Origin of the sequence: Microcoleus sp. A6-C6, assembly GCF_036705955.1 — a bacterium.
GTDB lineage: Bacteria > Cyanobacteriota > Cyanobacteriia > Cyanobacteriales > Microcoleaceae > Microcoleus.
In genome coordinates this window covers 1-16,817 of the sequence record NZ_JAUBVR010000050.1, presented here as the reverse complement: position 1 = coordinate 16,817, position 16,817 = coordinate 1, and the positions used below count along the sequence as shown (strand labels likewise).

Sequence of the window (16,817 nt, the reverse complement as noted above, 5' to 3'; positions counted from 1 at the left end):
AATTATATAGTCACTTTGGAGTTAATGTCAACAGTATTTTTGCGGAAGTATTGAAGTGTAAATAAAATTAGGTAGCTTGGATGTAGGAGCGATCGCACTCTGTTGCATATATCTGACAATGCTAAGTTAATTAAAGATTTGATGCAGGTGGCGGATAAGTCTTTACATTGTCGATCGATATTTTGTTATTGTATTAGCAAGTTTGATTCGATCGACTGAATCGTTGTACCACAGTCTTACACTCTAAACAGAACGGCAGTTTCCCCCATGAGAATTTTAGTCACAGGCGGTGCGGGTTTCCTCGGTTCCCACCTAATCGATCGCTTAATGGCCCAAGGACACGAGGTAGTCTGCCTGGATAACTTTTACACCGGGACTAAACGCAATATCCTCAAATGGCTGGATAACCCCTACTTTGAGCTGATCCGCCACGACATCACGGAACCGATTCGGTTAGAGGTAGATCAGATTTACCATCTGGCTTGTCCCGCTTCCCCTATACACTATCAGTACAATCCAGTCAAGACAATTAAAACAAACGTCATCGGCACGATGAATATGTTGGGATTGGCCAAACGGGTAAAAGCAAGATTCTTTCTGGCCTCCACATCCGAAGTGTACGGAGATCCTGACGTACATCCACAAACAGAAGATTATCGCGGCAATGTTAATTGTATCGGAATTCGCAGTTGTTACGACGAAGGAAAGCGAGTAGCTGAAACCCTATCTTTTGACTACCACCGCCAAAATGGGGTAGATATTCGAGTTGTGCGAATCTTCAATACCTACGGCCCCCGGATGTTGGAAAATGACGGCAGAGTAGTGAGCAATTTTATTGCTCAAGCTTTACGAAATCAGCCGCTGACTGTTTATGGCGACGGTTCCCAAACGCGGAGTTTTTGCTACGTTTCCGATTTGGTGGAAGGATTTATTCGACTGATGAATAGCGACCAAATCGGGCCGATGAATTTGGGGAATCCAGGCGAATACACTATCTTGGAGTTGGCACAAAAAATTCAAAACATGATTAATCCAGGGGTGGAAATTATCTTCAAACCGCTGCCGGAAGACGATCCCAAACAGCGACAACCGGATATTACTCTTGCTAAAAATTGGTTGGGTTGGGAGCCAACTGTGCCACTGGATCAAGGTTTAGAGTTGACTATAAAGGATTTTCGCGATCGTATTGAGGGAAATCTTAATTAGAGATGGAGAGTGGGAGAGTGAGACAGGAGGAAAATTTTTACTTCTTACTTATTTCCACTTCCCTCGGACTTCCTCAATCTGCAATCTGCAATCTGCAATCTGACTAATAACCACTGACTAATAACAACTATCAACTGTCAACTATCAACTGTTAACTGTCAACTGTCAACTATCAACTGTCAATTGTTTACTAACTTTGAGGACATTTCTATGCGTGTTTGCGTCATCGGTACAGGATACGTTGGCTTAGTCACAGGCACTTGCTTGGCACATATCGGACATCATGTGATTTGTGTTGACAACAACGAAGAAAAAGTTAAATTAATGAAGTCGGGACAGTCGCCTATTTTTGAACCCGGACTGTCTGAATTAATGTCCTCTGCTTCTCAATCGGGCAATCTAGAATTTACTTCAGATTTAGCAGCAGGAGTCGCTCACGGAGACATTTTATTCATTGCCGTGGGAACCCCTCCTTTGCCTACTGGCGAAAGCGATACTCGCTACGTGGAAGCGGTTGCGCGCGGCATTGGAGCTCACCTCGACGGCGATTACAAAGTGCTCGTCAACAAATCCACGGTGCCCATCGGTTCGGGGGATTGGGTGCGGAGGATTGTATTAGACGGTTTGGCTGAACGTCAAAAACCTCAAAGCGGTGATGGGGCTACTGGTGAGGAAGTAGCAGCAAAAACTGGCGTGCAATTTGATGTGGTTAGCAATCCAGAGTTTTTGCGGGAGGGCTGCGCTGTTCATGATACGTTTAATCCCGATCGCATTGTTCTCGGCAGCAACTCTCAGCGAGCTATGGATATGATGCTAGAGTTATACAGGCCGATTGTCGATCGCAAGTTTGCAGAAAATGAGTCTTTGCCCGCGGTGCCCGTGGTGATGACTGATATCAGTTCAGCAGAAATGATTAAGTACGCTGCTAATGCTTTTTTGGCGACTAAGATTAGCTTTATTAATGAAGTAGCTAATATTTGCGATCGCGTCGGTGCAGATGTTACCCAAGTAGCCAAAGGTATCGGTTTAGATTCGCGGATTGGCGGCAAATTTCTGCAAGCCGGCATCGGTTGGGGCGGTTCTTGTTTCCCCAAAGATGTTTCAGCTTTAGTTCACACTGCTGAGGATTACGGCTATGAGGCGCATTTGCTCAGGGCGGCGGTGGAAGTTAACGAACGCCAGCGATTGATTGCAATTGAAAAGTTGCAGCAAGTTTTGAAGATTCTTAAAGGTAAAACAGTCGGACTTTTGGGTTTGACTTTTAAGCCGGATACTGACGATTTGCGGGATGCTCCTTCGCTGAATTTAATCGACAATTTGAACCGATTGGGAGCAAAAGTTAAAGCTTACGATCCGATTGTTTCTCAAACTGGGATGCGTCACGGTTTATCTGGAGTTTTGGTAGAAACAGACCCCGAAAGGTTGGCTGATGGTTGCGATGCTTTGGTGTTGGTGACTGATTGGGAACAGTTTCGCAATTTAGATTACGAGAAAATGGCGAAGTTGATGGATCATGCGGTGATGATTGATGGCCGCAATTTCTTAGATAAGAAGGTTTTAGAAGCGGCTGGTTTCCAATATGTGGGGATTGGAAGATAATAAGCTATTGCGCATTTAAATTGCATATTCGGAGCGGCGTCGAAGCCCACTCCACAAGAGTTTAATTATTTCTTGAGATACAATTTAAATGCCGCAATAGCTTAAAGAGTTCTAAGCATAATCTCTATCTCGTAGGGTGTTCTTCGGCGCACCTTACATTTAGTTGTGGCGAGGAATCGCGGGTAAATCCGCCTGCTTTAGAAGCTTTCCATCAATGTTTTTTCTTCAGCGTAAACATCTCGTAGTTGTTGGAGTGCTGAGGTAGAAATTACTGATTTGACTGTAGCGACTAATTTACCCCACTCATGTAAGCTGTCAACTGAAACAGCGGCTTTGAAGTTGTACGTATAAAATTTAGTCCAAAATTCTGGTGCTTGCGTGCGTTTCCAGCGTTTGTACCAGCCGAGAAAATCTTGAGCGCAGGCTGGTTTTACTTCTAAAATTGGGGGGAAATCGGCGTAGCTGACGAATCTACTTAGGCCTTTGGCGTGCAGGTACACCATGTTGTGACAGCATTCGATTCGGTAAATTTGGTCTGGTGTGATGTTGAACAAAAGTGCTACTGTTTCTTCGGTGACAAATCTCGATCGCGGATTGACGATTAACGATTTGTGAATAATTTTTGAGGCGCCGATCGCCCAGGACGATCTTAACTGATTTTCTGATATCATTGTAGTTGCATCTGGTGGTTGGTAAATCTATCTGCTGGGTGCGATCGACAGAAATTATCTGTCAGAATTAATTTTAACTGGCGATCGTCCTTAGTTTCGCTGACCGGGGGCGATCGCTTTTTGCTATATTATACTAAATCCAAAATTTTGTAAATAGTTTTTATGAGTAAAGGTTTAGTCAGGTTGCGGGTTCGAGAGTTGGCGGCCGAGAAGGGATGGACGCTGAAGGAGGTTGCGGAGCGATCGGGAGTCGGATACAGTACGATTAGCAATTATGCCCGCTCTCAGGGGATGGCGATGGTTGACTTTGCGGCAGTGCACAAGTTGGCTCGCACTTTTGATGTGATGATTGAGGATTTTGTGGTAATTATGGAAAAGTAGGTGCTTTTTGGCGATCGAGCATTTGGTGTAGATTATATCAGTTTTAAATCTGATCAACTGGTTCCAAGGCTTGCCTTAGAACCCAGATTCAGAGGCTCTGCCTCGGCTGGTAAAAGGTCGGCAGAGCCTCCAGATATGCGTTACCAGGCAGAGCCTTGGAACAAGTAGATAATCGTCCCGAAATTTGGACACGGCAGTGCCGTTTCCCTACCGGAAATTTAATCGCAAAAGTAGAGATGATGTCTAGAAGTATTAGCTATCAAGAAGAATTGATTGAATCTCTGAAAGACTCCTTAGAGGCTGCTCCTTATATTGAGGCTTGCTTGGAAGAGGAGAATTCTGAGGTGCTAAAGCTGGCATTAAATGATGTTGTTGAAGCCCGTCACAGGATGAATGAACTCTCAGAAGATGCTACAGCACTTTTGGCAAAATTGGGCGAACTATTGTCCGAGAAAAAAGGAGCAGAAATTTACTGTTTGAGTGCTTTACTTGATGCACTCGGTTTTCAACTGACGGTGACTGTTAAGCAGAGAAATTCCTGAATTAATCGATCGCAACCAAAGTCGATCCTATAATCAAACTAACCCCCTTGCAATAGCCCATCAGGAGAGCCGTCAAATGTCAGATCCGATTACTTTGGGCTTGCTTTTCACAGTCGCTTGGCAAGGCATTCTGGGAACTCAAGTTAATGATGCAGCAAAGCATCTTTGTTTGACAGGAATTAAAAAAGTATCACGAAACGGTAAAATAGTCAATCACGATTTAGAAAAAGCGCTCAAAACTTCTTTCCTGAAAGCTCAACAACAAATCGCCTCAGAATGCAAACAGGAAATCGATCCGAAAAATAGCGCTAATCGAGAGAGTTTTAGCTATTCGCTGCAAGACAGGCGCAGGGATTTTGATTGGTTGAAACGAAAGCTCGATCGGCTCAAATTAGATTTAGAACAGGTTGATCAAGAAACTGTTCCCTCTGGGATTCCGATTGAGGGTTTAGATGAAATAGAATTGCTGCTGACTACGACAGATGAGTTAAAGCAGAATCGGGTTGAAGCAGTTAAGCAAAAACTGCTGGAAGTTGCCCTGGAAAATTGTGATGTCGCACCCTACAAAATTAAGTTAGAGCAAGATTTATTTGCCTTAGTATCAGCATACTTTGCTCAGGAAATCAAGGATAATGAAAAGGTTTTTCAGATTTTTACCGGGCAGAGTTTGGCGCGGATAGATCGCACAACGCAACAGATGTATGCTTGGCTTGAGGAGATTGTTGAAAAAAGCCGGATTGTTTACCAACCGATTGACTGGCGGGTTATTTGTCAGCAGATTTTAGATGAGAAAGAACAGCAGCGACTGAGTAGTAATCAGCTAACTTTTGGCAACCATCAAATTGATGATGTTTATGTGCCGCTGGGATTGGTGGAACGGCACAAAGTGACTCAGCGGCGGGAGGATGTGGCGGCTGAGGAAGGTTCGGATTTGTACCGGGAAAAAGAAGTTACTCAAACCTTTGAACATAGCGAGTTTCTTGAGCAAGTGCTGCGGGGAGGAAGTAGCCCGAAAAGCAATGGGAAGCGGTTAGGAATTATTGGGGAACCGGGGGCGGGGAAAACAACGCTGTTGCGGCGGATTGCGAATTGGGTTGCTGATGAAATTTCCGAGGCGATTGTGATTTGGGTATCCTTGGCAGATTTGCAGGGGAAGGATTTAGAAACCTATTTATTTGATAGTTGGTTGCTGGCGGCAATTAAGAGGGTTGGGAAGGCTGAGGCGACGGCGGATATTAAGGATGATTTTTTAGCTTTGTTTAATGCTGAGCGAGTTTGGTTGGTGTTGGATGGCGCGGATGAGATGGCTGTCGGAGATGGGAATCCTTTGGCGGAAATTCAGCGGCAAATTAGAACCGGCGGCTGTATTCAAAGGGCGCGGATTGTGCTAAGTTGTCGGCAGAATGTCTGGGATGCGATCGGCTCTGCGTTGGATACTTTTGATACTTATCGTACTCTGGAGTTTTCCTATCCTGAACAGGTGGAAATGTTTATCGATAAGTGGTTTGGAACCCCCCCTAACCCCCAGTTTGGAACCCCCCCTAACCCCCCCTTGGTAAGGGGGGAGACAAGAGAAGAAGGGGAGGCAATAGGAGAAGGGGAGACTCTTGCTCGCGGTTTCTCAACAGAGGCGACAGAAGAAGGGAACACTCTTGCTCCCCCCTTCTTAAGGGGGGCTGGGGGGGATCTCTCCAAACAGCTACGGGAAGCATTAGCAGCATCGGGGAAAGAGCGAATTCAAGACTTAGTAAAAAACCCCTTGAGATGTTCGCTGCTGTGCGGTACTTGGCAGTCGTTGGATGGGGATTTGCCGGATACTAAGGCTAAGCTTTATCAGCGGTTTGTGACTACTTTGTATCAGTGGAAGCAACCGCGCCTGAATTGGAGTCAGCAGCAGGATTTGAATGCGGCTTTGGGGAATTTGGCTCTGGCTGGGATGTTAAATGAAACATCACGGTTTCAGTTGCGAGAAAGTGTCGGATATCGGGTGATGGGTGCATCGCAGTTTGAGTTAGCTTGTCGTTTGGGTTGGCTGAATTTAGTGGCGAGGGATGGGGAGACGTTGGAAGGGATTTATGCTTTTTATCATCCGACGTTTCAGGAATATTTTGCGGCGTTGGCGGTTGAGCATTGGCATTTTTTCTTGAATCACTTTCCTGGGAATCCGCAGCATCCTGATGCTCGATACCGGATTTTTGAGAAGCGGTGGAAGGAGGTTATTTTGCTGTGGTTGGGGCGTGAGGAGGTTGGGAAGGAGGAGAAGGAAGCGTTTATTAAGGCGTTGGTTGAGTTTGAGGATGGGTGTGGTATTGGTTTTTATAAGTATCGGGCTTATTTTCTAGCGGGTGTGGCGATTGTTGAGTTTAAGGATTGTAGTCTTGCTGATGAGATTGTGTCCCAGATTGTTAAGTGGGGATTTGGTTGTTTTAATGAGGAAAAACAGGAGTGGTGGAGATGTCTTGATCCAATTGCAGAGGGTTCAAGGGAAGTTCTGAAAAATACTGATCGGGAAAGAGTGATATCCGCTTTAGTCGAGTTGATCCGCGATTCAGGCAGTGAAAATACCCGGAATCAAGCTGCAATAAAGTTAGGAGAAATAGACAAAAATCACCCAGAAGCGATTTTACTAGAATACCCAATCTTCTTTTCAGCTCATGGAGATACCAGGATGATAGGGGCAGATAGCTTAGGGCAAATAGGCAAATATCTCCCATGGGCGCCCACATATTTAGTCTCGTTAGACGCCTGCCAGTCATCTATTCCAACCTGGTGGCAAGAGACAGAAAGCTTAAGGAATATCAGCCAAGATAACCCAGTTGCCCTCGCCGCTTTAGTTGAGTTAATCCGTAATTCAGGTGATGAAATTACCCGGAGCTTAGCGGCAGAAAGCTTAGGGAAAATTATGAAAGGTAAACACTTCGCCACCGCAGTCTCAGGATTGAAAGATTGTCTAACTTCCGAAGTCCGAGAAAATGAGTTTTCTCTCTATAGAAACTGCTACAAAGTAATCTGGAACTGTGCCCAAAATATGACTTACCCAGAATTTTATCAAGCATGGCACACTCAACCAACCAATTAGCCAATACCCGACAACCACCGACAAAACACCGATCGCCCCACACTCCTAAAACAACTCAAACCCACAGATAAAGCCTTCCCCGTGGCTCTCAACATTCGCGCATTAGAAGGCGAAACCGATATAAGCGCGATCGCCCAAGAACTCTGTACCCAACTATATCAAACAATCTTCCCCGCAGATACAGACATCCCCGCAATCCGCAACGCCCCCGAATTCAAGCGATTAATTCCCCAACTCAAAAACCGGCTGCAAAAACCGCACATCGCCTTAATTTTGCACTCCTGCCCCTGCGAAAACGCGCTTTCGTCTTTCACCCGCAAACTCGCCGACTCTCACGTGGGAATTCATATTGCCTGGATTACCGATACACCGCTGGAATTGCCGTTAACAAGTTTTGCCGCGGATGGAGAGGATTTGTTGGAGGCGGTGCAGGATTGGATTGCGGGGATTGGTGCGTGATATTGGGGGCGGAGGTATTCACAGACTGCTGCTTATCGCCGAGGCCAGATCCCCCCTAGCCCCCCTTAAGAAAGGGGGGGACAAGAAGCGCTCAAAGTCACCCTTGCTTTCGGGGGATTTAGGGGGATCTGGCCTCGGCAACAAACGAGAAATACAAAATGTGCGATCGTACACAACATAAACCATAAAGTTCGATCGCTCTTCCTCTTCAACCCCTCTGAGCTCCGGTTTTGTCTGTGTCGGCGCGATTTCAATCGCCCGCTACCGCGCCGCTACCACAATGACTGCGATACTAATGGTAAAGATACAATCGAGCCTCCCCAAAAGACTCCCCCAAACCATGTCCAAGCAAAAAAAGACCCCAGCCAAAACCTACACCGAAATCAACCTCAGCGACCCGCAATACTACTTCAACCGAGAACAAAGCTGGCTAGAATTCAACAACCGCGTCCTCCACGAAGCCCTAGACCCCCGCACGCCCCTCCTAGAAAGACTCAAATTTCTCGCTATTTTTAGCTCAAACCTAGACGAATACTTCATGGTGCGAGTAGCGGCCCTCAAACAACAAGTAGAAGCAAAAGTCAGCAAATTGACCTCCGACGGTAGCAAGCCCCAAGAACAGCTAGATGCCATTAACAAGCGGCTATTGCCGATGGTTACTCAGCAACACGCCTATTTTGACCAAACCCTGCGGCCCAAATTAGCAGCAAACGGCATCTACATTCTCGACTACATTGACCTCAATCAAGAACAGCGCAATTACTTGCACCGCTACTTCCAAGAACAAGTTTTTCCCGTACTCACACCCCTAGCAGTTGACCCCAGCCACCCATTCCCATTCCTATCCAATCTCAGTCTCAATTTAGCAGTAGTTGTTAGAGATCCCGACACGCGCGAAGAATTGTTTGCGCGCGTCAAAGTACCGCAGGTTTTGCCCAGGTTTTTGCCGCTACCAAAGGATTTGCAGTGGCAGCAAAAAGGCAAAACTCCTGTGTGGACGGGCGTACCTCTCGAACAGGTAATCGCCCACAATTTAGAGGCTTTGTTTCCGGGGATGGATATTCAGGAATATCACCCGTTTCGGATTACTCGCAATTCCGATTTGACTGTGGAGGAAGATGAGGCAGAGGATTTGCTGCTGGCGATTGAACAGGAACTCCGCAAACAGCGGTTTACAGGTTCTGCGGTGCGCCTGGAAATTCAAGCGATTATGCCGCCTGCACTGCGAGATATGTTGATGGATGAGTTGGATCTCGGTGAGCAGGATGTTTACGTCGTGGACGGGCTGCTAGGCCTCAAGGATTTGATGACTTTTATCGGGCTGCCCGTGCCAGAACTGAAAGACCCGCCTTGGACTCCGGTTGTCCCACCACGCTTGCGGAACTCAGAATCGCCACTGATTTTAGGCAAATCGATGTTGGATGCTGAGGATGGTGAGGATATTTTCACGGTGATCCGCCAGGGCGATTTGATGCTGCACCATCCTTATCACTCGTTTGCGGCGACTGTCCAGCGGTTTATTACTGAGGCGGCGCACGATCGCTCCGTGTTAGCAATTAAGATGACTTTATACCGCACTTCTGGTGATTCGCCGATCGTCAGTTCTTTAATTGAAGCAGCCGAAAACGGCAAGCAAGTAGCCGTTTTAGTAGAGCTCAAAGCTAGATTCGACGAAGAAAATAACATTAACTGGGCGCGCAAGTTAGAACAAGCGGGTGTGCACGTAGTTTACGGTTTGGTGGGACTCAAAACCCACACCAAGATTGTGATGGTAGTCCGTCGCGAGGATGGATTTATTCGCCGCTATGTCCACATCGGCACGGGAAATTATAACCCGAAAACGGCTGGACTGTATACGGATGTTGGTTTGTTGAGTTGTCGCGAGGATTTGGGTGCGGATTTGACGGAGTTGTTTAATTATTTAACCGGTTATTCGCGGCAGGTTTCTTATCGTAAATTGTTGGTTGCGCCGGTCAATATGCGCGATCGATTTTTAGCTTTGATCCGCCGCGAGGCCGACTTCTGCCGTTTGAATGCCGAAAACGGCACTGGTAGCTGCGGCCGGATTGTCGCTAAAATGAATGCTTTAGTTGACCCTCAAATTATTGTTGCTTTGTACGAAGCATCGCAAGCGGGAGTTAAAATTGATTTGATTATCCGGGGGATTTGCTGTTTGCGTCCGGGCGTTGAGGGTGTTAGCGACAATATCAAAGTTATCAGTATTATCGGTCGCTTTTTAGAGCATTCTCGGATGTTTTATTTTTTCAATGGTGGTGCCGAAGAGGTGTATATTGGTTCTGCTGACTGGATGCAGCGTAATCTCACAAGACGGGTTGAGGCGATCGTCCAAGTGGAAGATCCGACTATAGTGATGGAGTTACAAGAAATTTTGGGTGTGATGTTGGCGGACAATCGCCAAGCTTGGGATTTGCAGCCTGGGGGACATTATTCTCAGCGGCGCCCTCCTGCTAATAACCCGGAGGTGAGCTGTCAACAAATTTTGATGGATATGGCAATGAATTAGTCAGTTGACAGTTGACAGTTGACAGTTGACAGTTGACAGTTGACAGTTGACAGTGGTCAGTTATTGTTAGCTATTAAGCTGTACTGCATTTAATTTTAACTTTTAGGGCGGGCAAGATGCCCGCCCCACAAAGTTTTTAATACGAAATATGCAAATTAAATGCGCGACAACTCTCAACTGCCAACTGCCAACTAACAACTGCCAACTGTCAACTGTCAAAAGTGCGCTTAAATTCTTCTAACAAATCGTCAATTTCCTCGATCGCCTGACTGACATCAATTCTCAGAGCTCCCAAGTCCGATCGATCTAACAGCCGCACGAGGGATTCCCGCTTACTTTCTATTTCTGCTACGCGCTCTTTGATTGTCTGTACATCCATTGTTTTTGGCCTTTTGCTAGTATTCACAAAAATATTTGACATTTCCCCCTGCGAACAGACGGGGATTCTTAATTCACCGACGTACCTTTCTGGGCTAATCCTTCACTGTTTTTATATTGTAAGTGATCAACCTGCTCAGGGTTTTTGGGTCTGTGTTATAGTTGGATTGTACATCAAAACTTCAGCTAAACTTCACCGCAGAAAAGGCGGACGTTTATTATCTGCGGGTTTGTTTTTCATCACTTCAGTTAAAAATCGCTTCAGAGCCTTCTCGCGGTTTTTCATAAAAGCAGACCAAAATCCCGGTTGATATTCATCCATTGTCTTGGCTAGGGCCCAGACATCGATCGCTAAGATATTATAAAGCCTTTCATCTTCGCGTTTGAGCGAGTTAATCTGGTCGAGAACAGACTTGTTGGCGACCGCAGTTTGTTTGTCTTCGTCTTTAATCATGTCCGAAAATTGGTTGAAAGGGCAAGAGGGTCGATCGCCGCTCTCTATACTTTGATCATACTGCCGATCTCGATTGCCTTCTGGAACCAACGGCGCGCAATTAACCTGGATCTTGATCGGTGGCGCCGTGGCGAGTCTAAGCAGGATAGTTTTTGAAGATAGAGACAAGATCGTGGATGCACAGAGAACCCGCTCTCATAGATGCTAGCAGTTTTGGCGAGTATTTTGGCAAAAAAACTAAATTTATTCAAGACTTCTTGCCCGATAATAATTAAAGTATCTTGTTGATTCCAGCTACTTACCTCACTAATATGTTTCGTAAAATTTCTTTAGCAAGCCTAGCCTTAGTCGTCGGCGGTATTTTAGCAGTAGTCGGGTTCTATGCCTACTTCACAGACAAACCAACCCTAAACCTAGCCGGTTTTTTTTATGGAATTCCCCTGTTGCTGGGAGGTTTAGCCTTGAAAGCTGCCGAACTCGAACCAGCGGAGTTCACCGAACCGACTTCTCCTGAAGTTCTGCTTCTGCGAGAAAGTCAGGCCACAGATACTCAAAACCAAGTCCGCAAAGATATCACCCGATTTCGCTACGGCCAACCCGCCCACTTAGATGATGCTCTGGAACGCTTGGGAATGGCCCCGACAGACGAAGAACGCCCCCTCCTCCAAGGCTTGCGGGAAGTTGATGTTGACGGTGCTTATGCCTTAATTCTAGAGTTTTATTCGCCGCTAATGCCGATCGAAGTCTGGGAAGAAAAGCAAGAAAAAATAGCTAAATTTTTTGGCCCCGGTTTGCACGCACAAGTCACTCAAAAGCCTGATGAAAAAATTGAATTGGCTTTAATTACAAGTCCTAAAGCTTAAAGTGGTCTTAAGTTTTGAGTGCGGAAATTTTGAAGTCACCAATTAATAATTAATCCTGCATCGGCCCAAATACTGATTTTAGCGGCAGCTTGAAACCTGTCGCTATCGGCAAAAGCTCGTTAGCGAAGCCCTCGAAGAGGATCGCCAGTTGAGATTTTGCCCAACTTTGATTTTCGTTAATTATAATATTAGTTGAGGAGCGATCGACCATCTTAAATCAGGAGCAGCGCAAATGGTTTCGTCAAGGATGAGGATAGGTATTATCGGCTCAGGACAGGGTTTTTCAGTTGCAGTTAAACAAGCATCGAAGTGGATGATAGCAGTCTCAGTTGCAAATAATCCTGGCTCAGTCTTGAGTAGAATAAATGAGCAGATTAAATCCGCCAAACTAAATTATTGACAACAATCTATAGGGAAAACAGGGATACGCCAATGTCAGAAAACAGAGTGTCCATCATCGCCAAAGTACCTTTAACTGCTCAACAGCAGTGGGAAAATTTCATAGCTCATCACTGCGCACGTTGGCAAGGGGTATTGGTTAGATATGATGCCGCAGGGCAGGTTCTCGATATTCTTGATTCTGTACGCAGCTTAATTCCTTCTGACGATCGGCAAACTGTCACCCATTCCCTCGACTTCAGGAGTCGGATGACAGAAACAGTAACGCAGAAACAATGGGTTTTGACCTTGGGTAATCCGCTGATTATCCATCCGGTTGATCCAGATGCTGATCTGCTTTTTAATCCCAATTCTTCTGACACAATGGTTGGGGGTGATCGAACTGGTCAGGGATTTTATTTTGAGCCTTACCTCCTGGCATCAGGAAAAAGAACGAGTGTGGTAGTAATGTACAAATCTGCCGCAAATAGCCCTCAGCCTAATACGTTTTCATTCTTCAGAGAGATTAAGGAAGAGGTAGCGAAACCTTGGTGGTCTGAACAAACTCACTGTAGGATCGATCGAGTCAACTGCCTCAAACTTCCTGCTCCAACGACAGGCGGGATCTATGTTTCATTAGATGAGATGGCTCAACTGCCAGTTCCTCCTCAACCCAGTGAAATACAAGGCGATTTTCTACAAATCCAATTTCCAGATTCAATAGAGGTTGTTCTTTCGAGCGATCGATTCAAGACTCCCTATTATGCATCCATGCGTTGGACATCAGATACTCAGAACACCCCCCGAAGCTGTACTTTAATCTACGAAAAACCGGATCAAAAGGCTGATGTATTCGCCATTTAACAGGCTCAAATTTCCACTTCTGGATGAATGAGCTGGTATCCTTCTGCTTTGAGCTTCTGATTCGATATGCGCCGATTATTCGATCGCTCTGTTGTATCTGACCCATCCCATTCCACTTCAGGTAATTCGTAGCGATCGCACAGTTGTTTAAACAACTCACAAGCAGTAATTGGAACATCATTCACTACGTTATAAACTCCTTGTAATTGACGAGCGAGGGCTAACTCACTTGCTGATACAATGTCGTCGAGATGAACCCAGTTCGTGAAATGATTGCCTGTGCCTGGGCGAGTTGTGCCTGCAAGCTTACTTAACCGTTTCTTGAACTCGCGATCGGGCCCATAAATTGCTCCAAGGCGAAAGATACATACTTTCAAATCAGGGCTGGATGCTGACAGCAAAACTTGCTCTGTCTCATGTAAAATCTCTCCATGTCTGTTAGCTGGTGCCACAGTTGAAAGTTCACTCACCCAGGCTCCATTACTATTGCCATACACGGCACAACTACTGGTATATATGAGTTGTTTTATGTTGGGAAAATGCTTCAAGGCAAGAACAAGGTTGTTGGCCGTATGCAGGTATGTCTCCTCGTACATATCGGAATCTACTTGTTGGTTTGCTGTAGGAGCGAGACTCAGGAAGATGGCATCTTGATTTGGCAGGATCGTCTGTAATGTCTCTTCATCGCAGCGCTTCAGGACGATCGCCTGATTGGCAACTTTCTGTAACTCCCCAATGCGATCTTGCGTAGTCGTCGTTGCAGTGATTACGTGACCCAGGTTCCGCCAATGCTGGGCAACGACAGTTCCAACATAACCACAACCAATAATTATAGCGTTCATCCGTTTTTTCAACTTCTAAGATAGAAGGATCTAGATTGCATCCAAGATAACAATATATCCCAGCTACAAAACTTTACGCACAGTCCGGCGCATATTGGATTTGCTTTTTGGGCATTTCATGCTGCTTTTTCTCCAGATCATCCCTCTATTATGCAACGCCGAGTTAATCAGCATTAACAAACAAGCGAGAACGAGTAATAAAACGCTCTCCATCCGGCCCTTCCAGGGAAAAATCGCTGCCTCCTGGCCCCGATGCCACATCTATAATTAACTGCGTGTGCTGCCAATATTTGTATTGCTGGGCTGCAATATAAAAGGGACAACCACCTATTTTTCCCAGCAATAAATCACCATCGCCGATGATTAATTCCCCGTTGGGATAGCACATGGGAGAACTACCGTCGCAGCAGCCACCGGATTGGTGAAACATCAATTCTCCGTGCTGTGTTTTGAGGTAGTCGATTAGTTTTAAGGCGGCTTCTGTGGCGGTGACTTTAGGGATTGTTTCCATTTGAGAAGGAAGAAGGAAGAGGGAAGAGGGAAGAAGAAAGAAGGAATTATTTATCTTAGGATTTATACACTCCAGCAAAGAAACCGGATTTTTTACTTAATCTGGGGACTGCGGCAAAGGATTACGAAAAAAACCCGGTTTCTGGATACCCGTGCGACTATCCTGCTTAGAAGAAACCTAAAGCTTTGGGGCTGTAACTTACCAACAAATTCTTAGTTTGTTGATAGTGATCCAACATCATTTTGTGGTTTTCGCGACCGATACCGGATGATTTGTAGCCGCCGAAAGCTGCGTGGGCTGGATACAAATGATAGCAGTTTGTCCACACGCGGCCTGCTTGAACGGCGCGGCCCATGCGGTAGGCGGTGTTGATATCGCGAGTCCAAAGTCCTGCACCTAAACCGTACAGAGTATCGTTGGCAATTTCTAAGGCTTCGACTTCGTCTTTGAAGGTGGTGACTGCTAATACTGGGCCGAAGATTTCTTCTTGGAAAATTCGCATTTTGTTGTTTCCTTTGAAGACTGTCGGCTGGAAATAATAGCCGTCTTGTAAGTCGCCAGATAAGGTGTTTCTTGCGCCACCAATCAGGCATTCTGCGCCTTCTTCACGCCCGATTTTGACGTATTCGGCGATTTTTTCCATCTGGTTGATTGAGACTTGCGCGCCTAGGGCGGTTGTCATATCTAGGGGGTTGTCTTGTTTGATTTGGCGGATGCGATCGATCGCCCTTTCCATAAATCGATCGTAAATTGACTCCTGAATTAACGCCCGCGAGGGACAAGTGCAAACTTCCCCTTGGTTGAAAGCGAACATCACAAGTCCTTCGACTGCTTTGTCGAGAAAATCGTCATCTTGGGCGCAGACATCCTCAAAGAAAATGTTGGGCGATTTTCCGCCTAATTCTAGGGTGACGGGGATGACATTTTGGGAGGCGTACTGCATGATCAACCGGCCCGTGGTTGTTTCACCAGTGAAGGCTACTTTCGCAATGCGGGGGCTGGTAGCGAGGGTTTTGCCGATTTCGGCTCCCGGCCCGTTAACCACGTTGATAACGCCGTCTGGTACTAAATCGGCGATGATTTCCATCAGTACCAAGATTGAGGCTGGGGTCGGCCCGGCTGGTTTGAGGACAACGCAGTTTCCGGCGGCGAGGGCTGGGGCGAGTTTCCACGCAGCCATTAATATCGGGAAGTTCCAGGGGATAATTTGTCCGATCACGCCTAGGGGTTCGTGGAAGTGGTAGGCGACTGTTGTGCCGTCGAGTTCGCCGATCGACCCTTCTTGGGCTCGGATGCAGCTTGCGAAGTAGCGGAAATGGTCGATCGCCAGCGGGATGTCTGCTAGTCTGGTTTCGCGAATTGGTTTACCGTTGTCCCAGGTTTCGGCGATGGCGAGGCGATCGAGGTTTTCTTCCATGCGATCGGCAATTTTGTGCAACACCCGCGCCCTGTCTGCTGGGGGAGTCTTACCCCACTTGTCTTTCGCGGCGTGGGCGGCATCTAGTGCCAATTCTACATCCTCGGCGCTCGATCGGGGAATTTGACAAATTGATTTTCCGGTAATTGGAGAAAGGTTTTCCGAGTATTTCCCCTTCACCGGTGCTACCCACTTGCCGCCAATAAAGTTGTCGTAACGAGCTTGAAAAATCGACGGACTGCCGGATTGAACAGGTGCTGCTACTACCATTTTATTACCTGATTAAAATTTGTTTTCGCGGACTTGTGAAATCTCTTAAATATCAACTATCGTCTATTTGCGAACAATTAGGTTAATTTATATACAAAATTTTACATTATTTTCAATAAAATAGGAATTACGCACCCCAACCTCAGAAACCCGGTTTCTTCGTATGTTTCTCGTTAATAAACACCATATTTTCGTAGAAACCTGGTTTCTAACCAGACGTAATTCCTGTACAAATACCCCAGCCTAATCCGCCATCTTACCAGAAATAATTGGTTTAAAGCCGGAACCCTTTGAGTGATAAATTAGGGTGCATCTCACTTTGGCAAATACATCAAATTGAAAGTTGACCGTTGAGATAAGCACAGCGAAGAGAAAGGAT

15 protein-coding genes are annotated in these 16,817 nt (G+C 46.1%); 9 read left to right on the top strand and 6 right to left on the bottom strand.

Annotated elements, in window-relative coordinates:
- The first annotated feature begins 267 nt into the window (after nucleotides 1-267).
- Nucleotides 268-1,206, top strand: a complete 939-nt coding sequence (locus QUB52_RS19380) for a UDP-glucuronic acid decarboxylase family protein (RefSeq protein ID WP_332975147.1) — start codon at nucleotides 268-270, stop codon at nucleotides 1,204-1,206.
- Between the two features lie 210 nt (nucleotides 1,207-1,416).
- Nucleotides 1,417-2,805 (top strand): UDP-glucose dehydrogenase family protein, encoded by a 1,389-nt coding sequence (locus QUB52_RS19375; protein WP_332975148.1) that lies wholly within the window; start codon nucleotides 1,417-1,419, stop codon nucleotides 2,803-2,805.
- Between the two features lie 197 nt (nucleotides 2,806-3,002).
- Here QUB52_RS19375 and QUB52_RS19370 read toward each other — a convergent pair whose 3' ends face one another.
- Entirely contained in the window at nucleotides 3,003-3,476 is a 474-nt protein-coding gene (locus tag QUB52_RS19370; RefSeq protein ID WP_332975149.1) for a hypothetical protein, read from the bottom strand.
- A gap of 162 nt (nucleotides 3,477-3,638) precedes the next feature.
- On the opposite strand from QUB52_RS19370, the gene QUB52_RS19365 reads away from it, so the two are divergent.
- The 5 genes from QUB52_RS19365 to ppk1 all read left to right on the top strand — a co-directional run bounded on the left by QUB52_RS19365 (nucleotide 3,639) and on the right by ppk1 (nucleotide 10,461).
- On the top strand, nucleotides 3,639-3,857 hold the full coding sequence (locus QUB52_RS19365; RefSeq protein ID WP_265239067.1) for a helix-turn-helix domain-containing protein: 219 nt from the start codon (nucleotides 3,639-3,641) through the stop codon (nucleotides 3,855-3,857).
- A gap of 236 nt (nucleotides 3,858-4,093) precedes the next feature.
- The gene (locus QUB52_RS19360; RefSeq protein ID WP_332975150.1) at nucleotides 4,094-4,399 is read left to right on the top strand and encodes a helix-turn-helix domain-containing transcriptional regulator; all 306 of its coding nucleotides are present in this window, start codon (nucleotides 4,094-4,096) and stop codon (nucleotides 4,397-4,399) included.
- Nucleotides 4,400-4,475: 76 nt separating this feature from the next.
- Nucleotides 4,476-7,478: an NACHT domain-containing protein gene (locus QUB52_RS19355; protein WP_332975152.1), complete on the top strand. Its 3,003-nt coding sequence runs from the start codon at nucleotides 4,476-4,478 to the stop codon at nucleotides 7,476-7,478.
- Between the two features lie 3 nt (nucleotides 7,479-7,481).
- Nucleotides 7,482-7,937: an NACHT C-terminal alpha/beta 1 domain-containing protein gene (locus tag QUB52_RS19350; RefSeq protein ID WP_442923223.1), complete on the top strand. Its 456-nt coding sequence runs from the start codon at nucleotides 7,482-7,484 to the stop codon at nucleotides 7,935-7,937.
- A 340-nt stretch (nucleotides 7,938-8,277) separates the two neighbouring features.
- The gene (ppk1, locus tag QUB52_RS19345) at nucleotides 8,278-10,461 is read left to right on the top strand and encodes a polyphosphate kinase 1 (RefSeq protein ID WP_332970058.1); all 2,184 of its coding nucleotides are present in this window, start codon (nucleotides 8,278-8,280) and stop codon (nucleotides 10,459-10,461) included.
- Between the two features lie 208 nt (nucleotides 10,462-10,669).
- Here the strand turns inward: ppk1 and QUB52_RS19340 are convergent, their stop codons facing one another.
- Nucleotides 10,670-10,840, bottom strand: coding sequence for a hypothetical protein (locus tag QUB52_RS19340; RefSeq protein ID WP_265239069.1), 171 nt, complete (start codon nucleotides 10,838-10,840; stop codon nucleotides 10,670-10,672).
- A 192-nt stretch (nucleotides 10,841-11,032) separates the two neighbouring features.
- Nucleotides 11,033-11,293 (bottom strand): hypothetical protein, encoded by a 261-nt coding sequence (locus QUB52_RS19335; RefSeq protein ID WP_332970051.1) that lies wholly within the window; start codon nucleotides 11,291-11,293, stop codon nucleotides 11,033-11,035.
- A 311-nt stretch (nucleotides 11,294-11,604) separates the two neighbouring features.
- Here QUB52_RS19335 and QUB52_RS19330 point away from each other — a divergent pair, with 311 nt between their 5' ends.
- Nucleotides 11,605-12,156 (top strand): DUF2854 domain-containing protein, encoded by a 552-nt coding sequence (locus QUB52_RS19330; RefSeq protein WP_332970050.1) that lies wholly within the window; start codon nucleotides 11,605-11,607, stop codon nucleotides 12,154-12,156.
- 432 nt (nucleotides 12,157-12,588) lie between these two features.
- Entirely contained in the window at nucleotides 12,589-13,398 is an 810-nt protein-coding gene (locus QUB52_RS19325; protein WP_332975155.1) for a DUF3598 family protein, read from the top strand.
- A 5-nt stretch (nucleotides 13,399-13,403) separates the two neighbouring features.
- Here QUB52_RS19325 and QUB52_RS19320 read toward each other — a convergent pair whose 3' ends face one another.
- From QUB52_RS19320 to exaC, 3 genes are all read right to left on the bottom strand, one after another.
- On the bottom strand, nucleotides 13,404-14,240 hold the full coding sequence (locus QUB52_RS19320) for an SDR family oxidoreductase (protein ID WP_332975156.1): 837 nt from the start codon (nucleotides 14,238-14,240) through the stop codon (nucleotides 13,404-13,406).
- Between the two features lie 163 nt (nucleotides 14,241-14,403).
- Entirely contained in the window at nucleotides 14,404-14,751 is a 348-nt protein-coding gene (locus tag QUB52_RS19315; protein WP_265239074.1) for a DUF779 domain-containing protein, read from the bottom strand.
- 166 nt (nucleotides 14,752-14,917) lie between these two features.
- The gene (exaC, locus tag QUB52_RS19310; RefSeq protein WP_332975157.1) at nucleotides 14,918-16,438 is read right to left on the bottom strand and encodes an acetaldehyde dehydrogenase ExaC; all 1,521 of its coding nucleotides are present in this window, start codon (nucleotides 16,436-16,438) and stop codon (nucleotides 14,918-14,920) included.
- Nucleotides 16,439-16,817 lie beyond the last annotated feature (379 nt).

What these genes read in the sequence shown, in the direction of transcription:
- QUB52_RS19380 (WP_332975147.1), top strand. Translation starts at nt 268, where the DNA reads ATGAGAATTTTAGTCACAGGCGGTGCGGGTTTCCTCGGTTCCCACCTA.
- QUB52_RS19375 (WP_332975148.1), top strand. Translation starts at nt 1,417, where the DNA reads ATGCGTGTTTGCGTCATCGGTACAGGATACGTTGGCTTAGTCACAGGC.
- QUB52_RS19370 (WP_332975149.1), bottom strand. Translation starts at nt 3,476, where the DNA reads ATGATATCAGAAAATCAGTTAAGATCGTCCTGGGCGATCGGCGCCTCA.
- QUB52_RS19365 (WP_265239067.1), top strand. Translation starts at nt 3,639, where the DNA reads ATGAGTAAAGGTTTAGTCAGGTTGCGGGTTCGAGAGTTGGCGGCCGAG.
- QUB52_RS19360 (WP_332975150.1), top strand. Translation starts at nt 4,094, where the DNA reads ATGATGTCTAGAAGTATTAGCTATCAAGAAGAATTGATTGAATCTCTG.
- QUB52_RS19355 (WP_332975152.1), top strand. Translation starts at nt 4,476, where the DNA reads ATGTCAGATCCGATTACTTTGGGCTTGCTTTTCACAGTCGCTTGGCAA.
- ppk1 (WP_332970058.1), top strand. Translation starts at nt 8,278, where the DNA reads ATGTCCAAGCAAAAAAAGACCCCAGCCAAAACCTACACCGAAATCAAC.
- QUB52_RS19340 (WP_265239069.1), bottom strand. Translation starts at nt 10,840, where the DNA reads ATGGATGTACAGACAATCAAAGAGCGCGTAGCAGAAATAGAAAGTAAG.
- QUB52_RS19335 (WP_332970051.1), bottom strand. Translation starts at nt 11,293, where the DNA reads ATGATTAAAGACGAAGACAAACAAACTGCGGTCGCCAACAAGTCTGTT.
- QUB52_RS19330 (WP_332970050.1), top strand. Translation starts at nt 11,605, where the DNA reads ATGTTTCGTAAAATTTCTTTAGCAAGCCTAGCCTTAGTCGTCGGCGGT.
- QUB52_RS19325 (WP_332975155.1), top strand. Translation starts at nt 12,589, where the DNA reads ATGTCAGAAAACAGAGTGTCCATCATCGCCAAAGTACCTTTAACTGCT.
- QUB52_RS19320 (WP_332975156.1), bottom strand. Translation starts at nt 14,240, where the DNA reads ATGAACGCTATAATTATTGGTTGTGGTTATGTTGGAACTGTCGTTGCC.
- QUB52_RS19315 (WP_265239074.1), bottom strand. Translation starts at nt 14,751, where the DNA reads ATGGAAACAATCCCTAAAGTCACCGCCACAGAAGCCGCCTTAAAACTA.
- exaC (WP_332975157.1), bottom strand. Translation starts at nt 16,438, where the DNA reads ATGGTAGTAGCAGCACCTGTTCAATCCGGCAGTCCGTCGATTTTTCAA.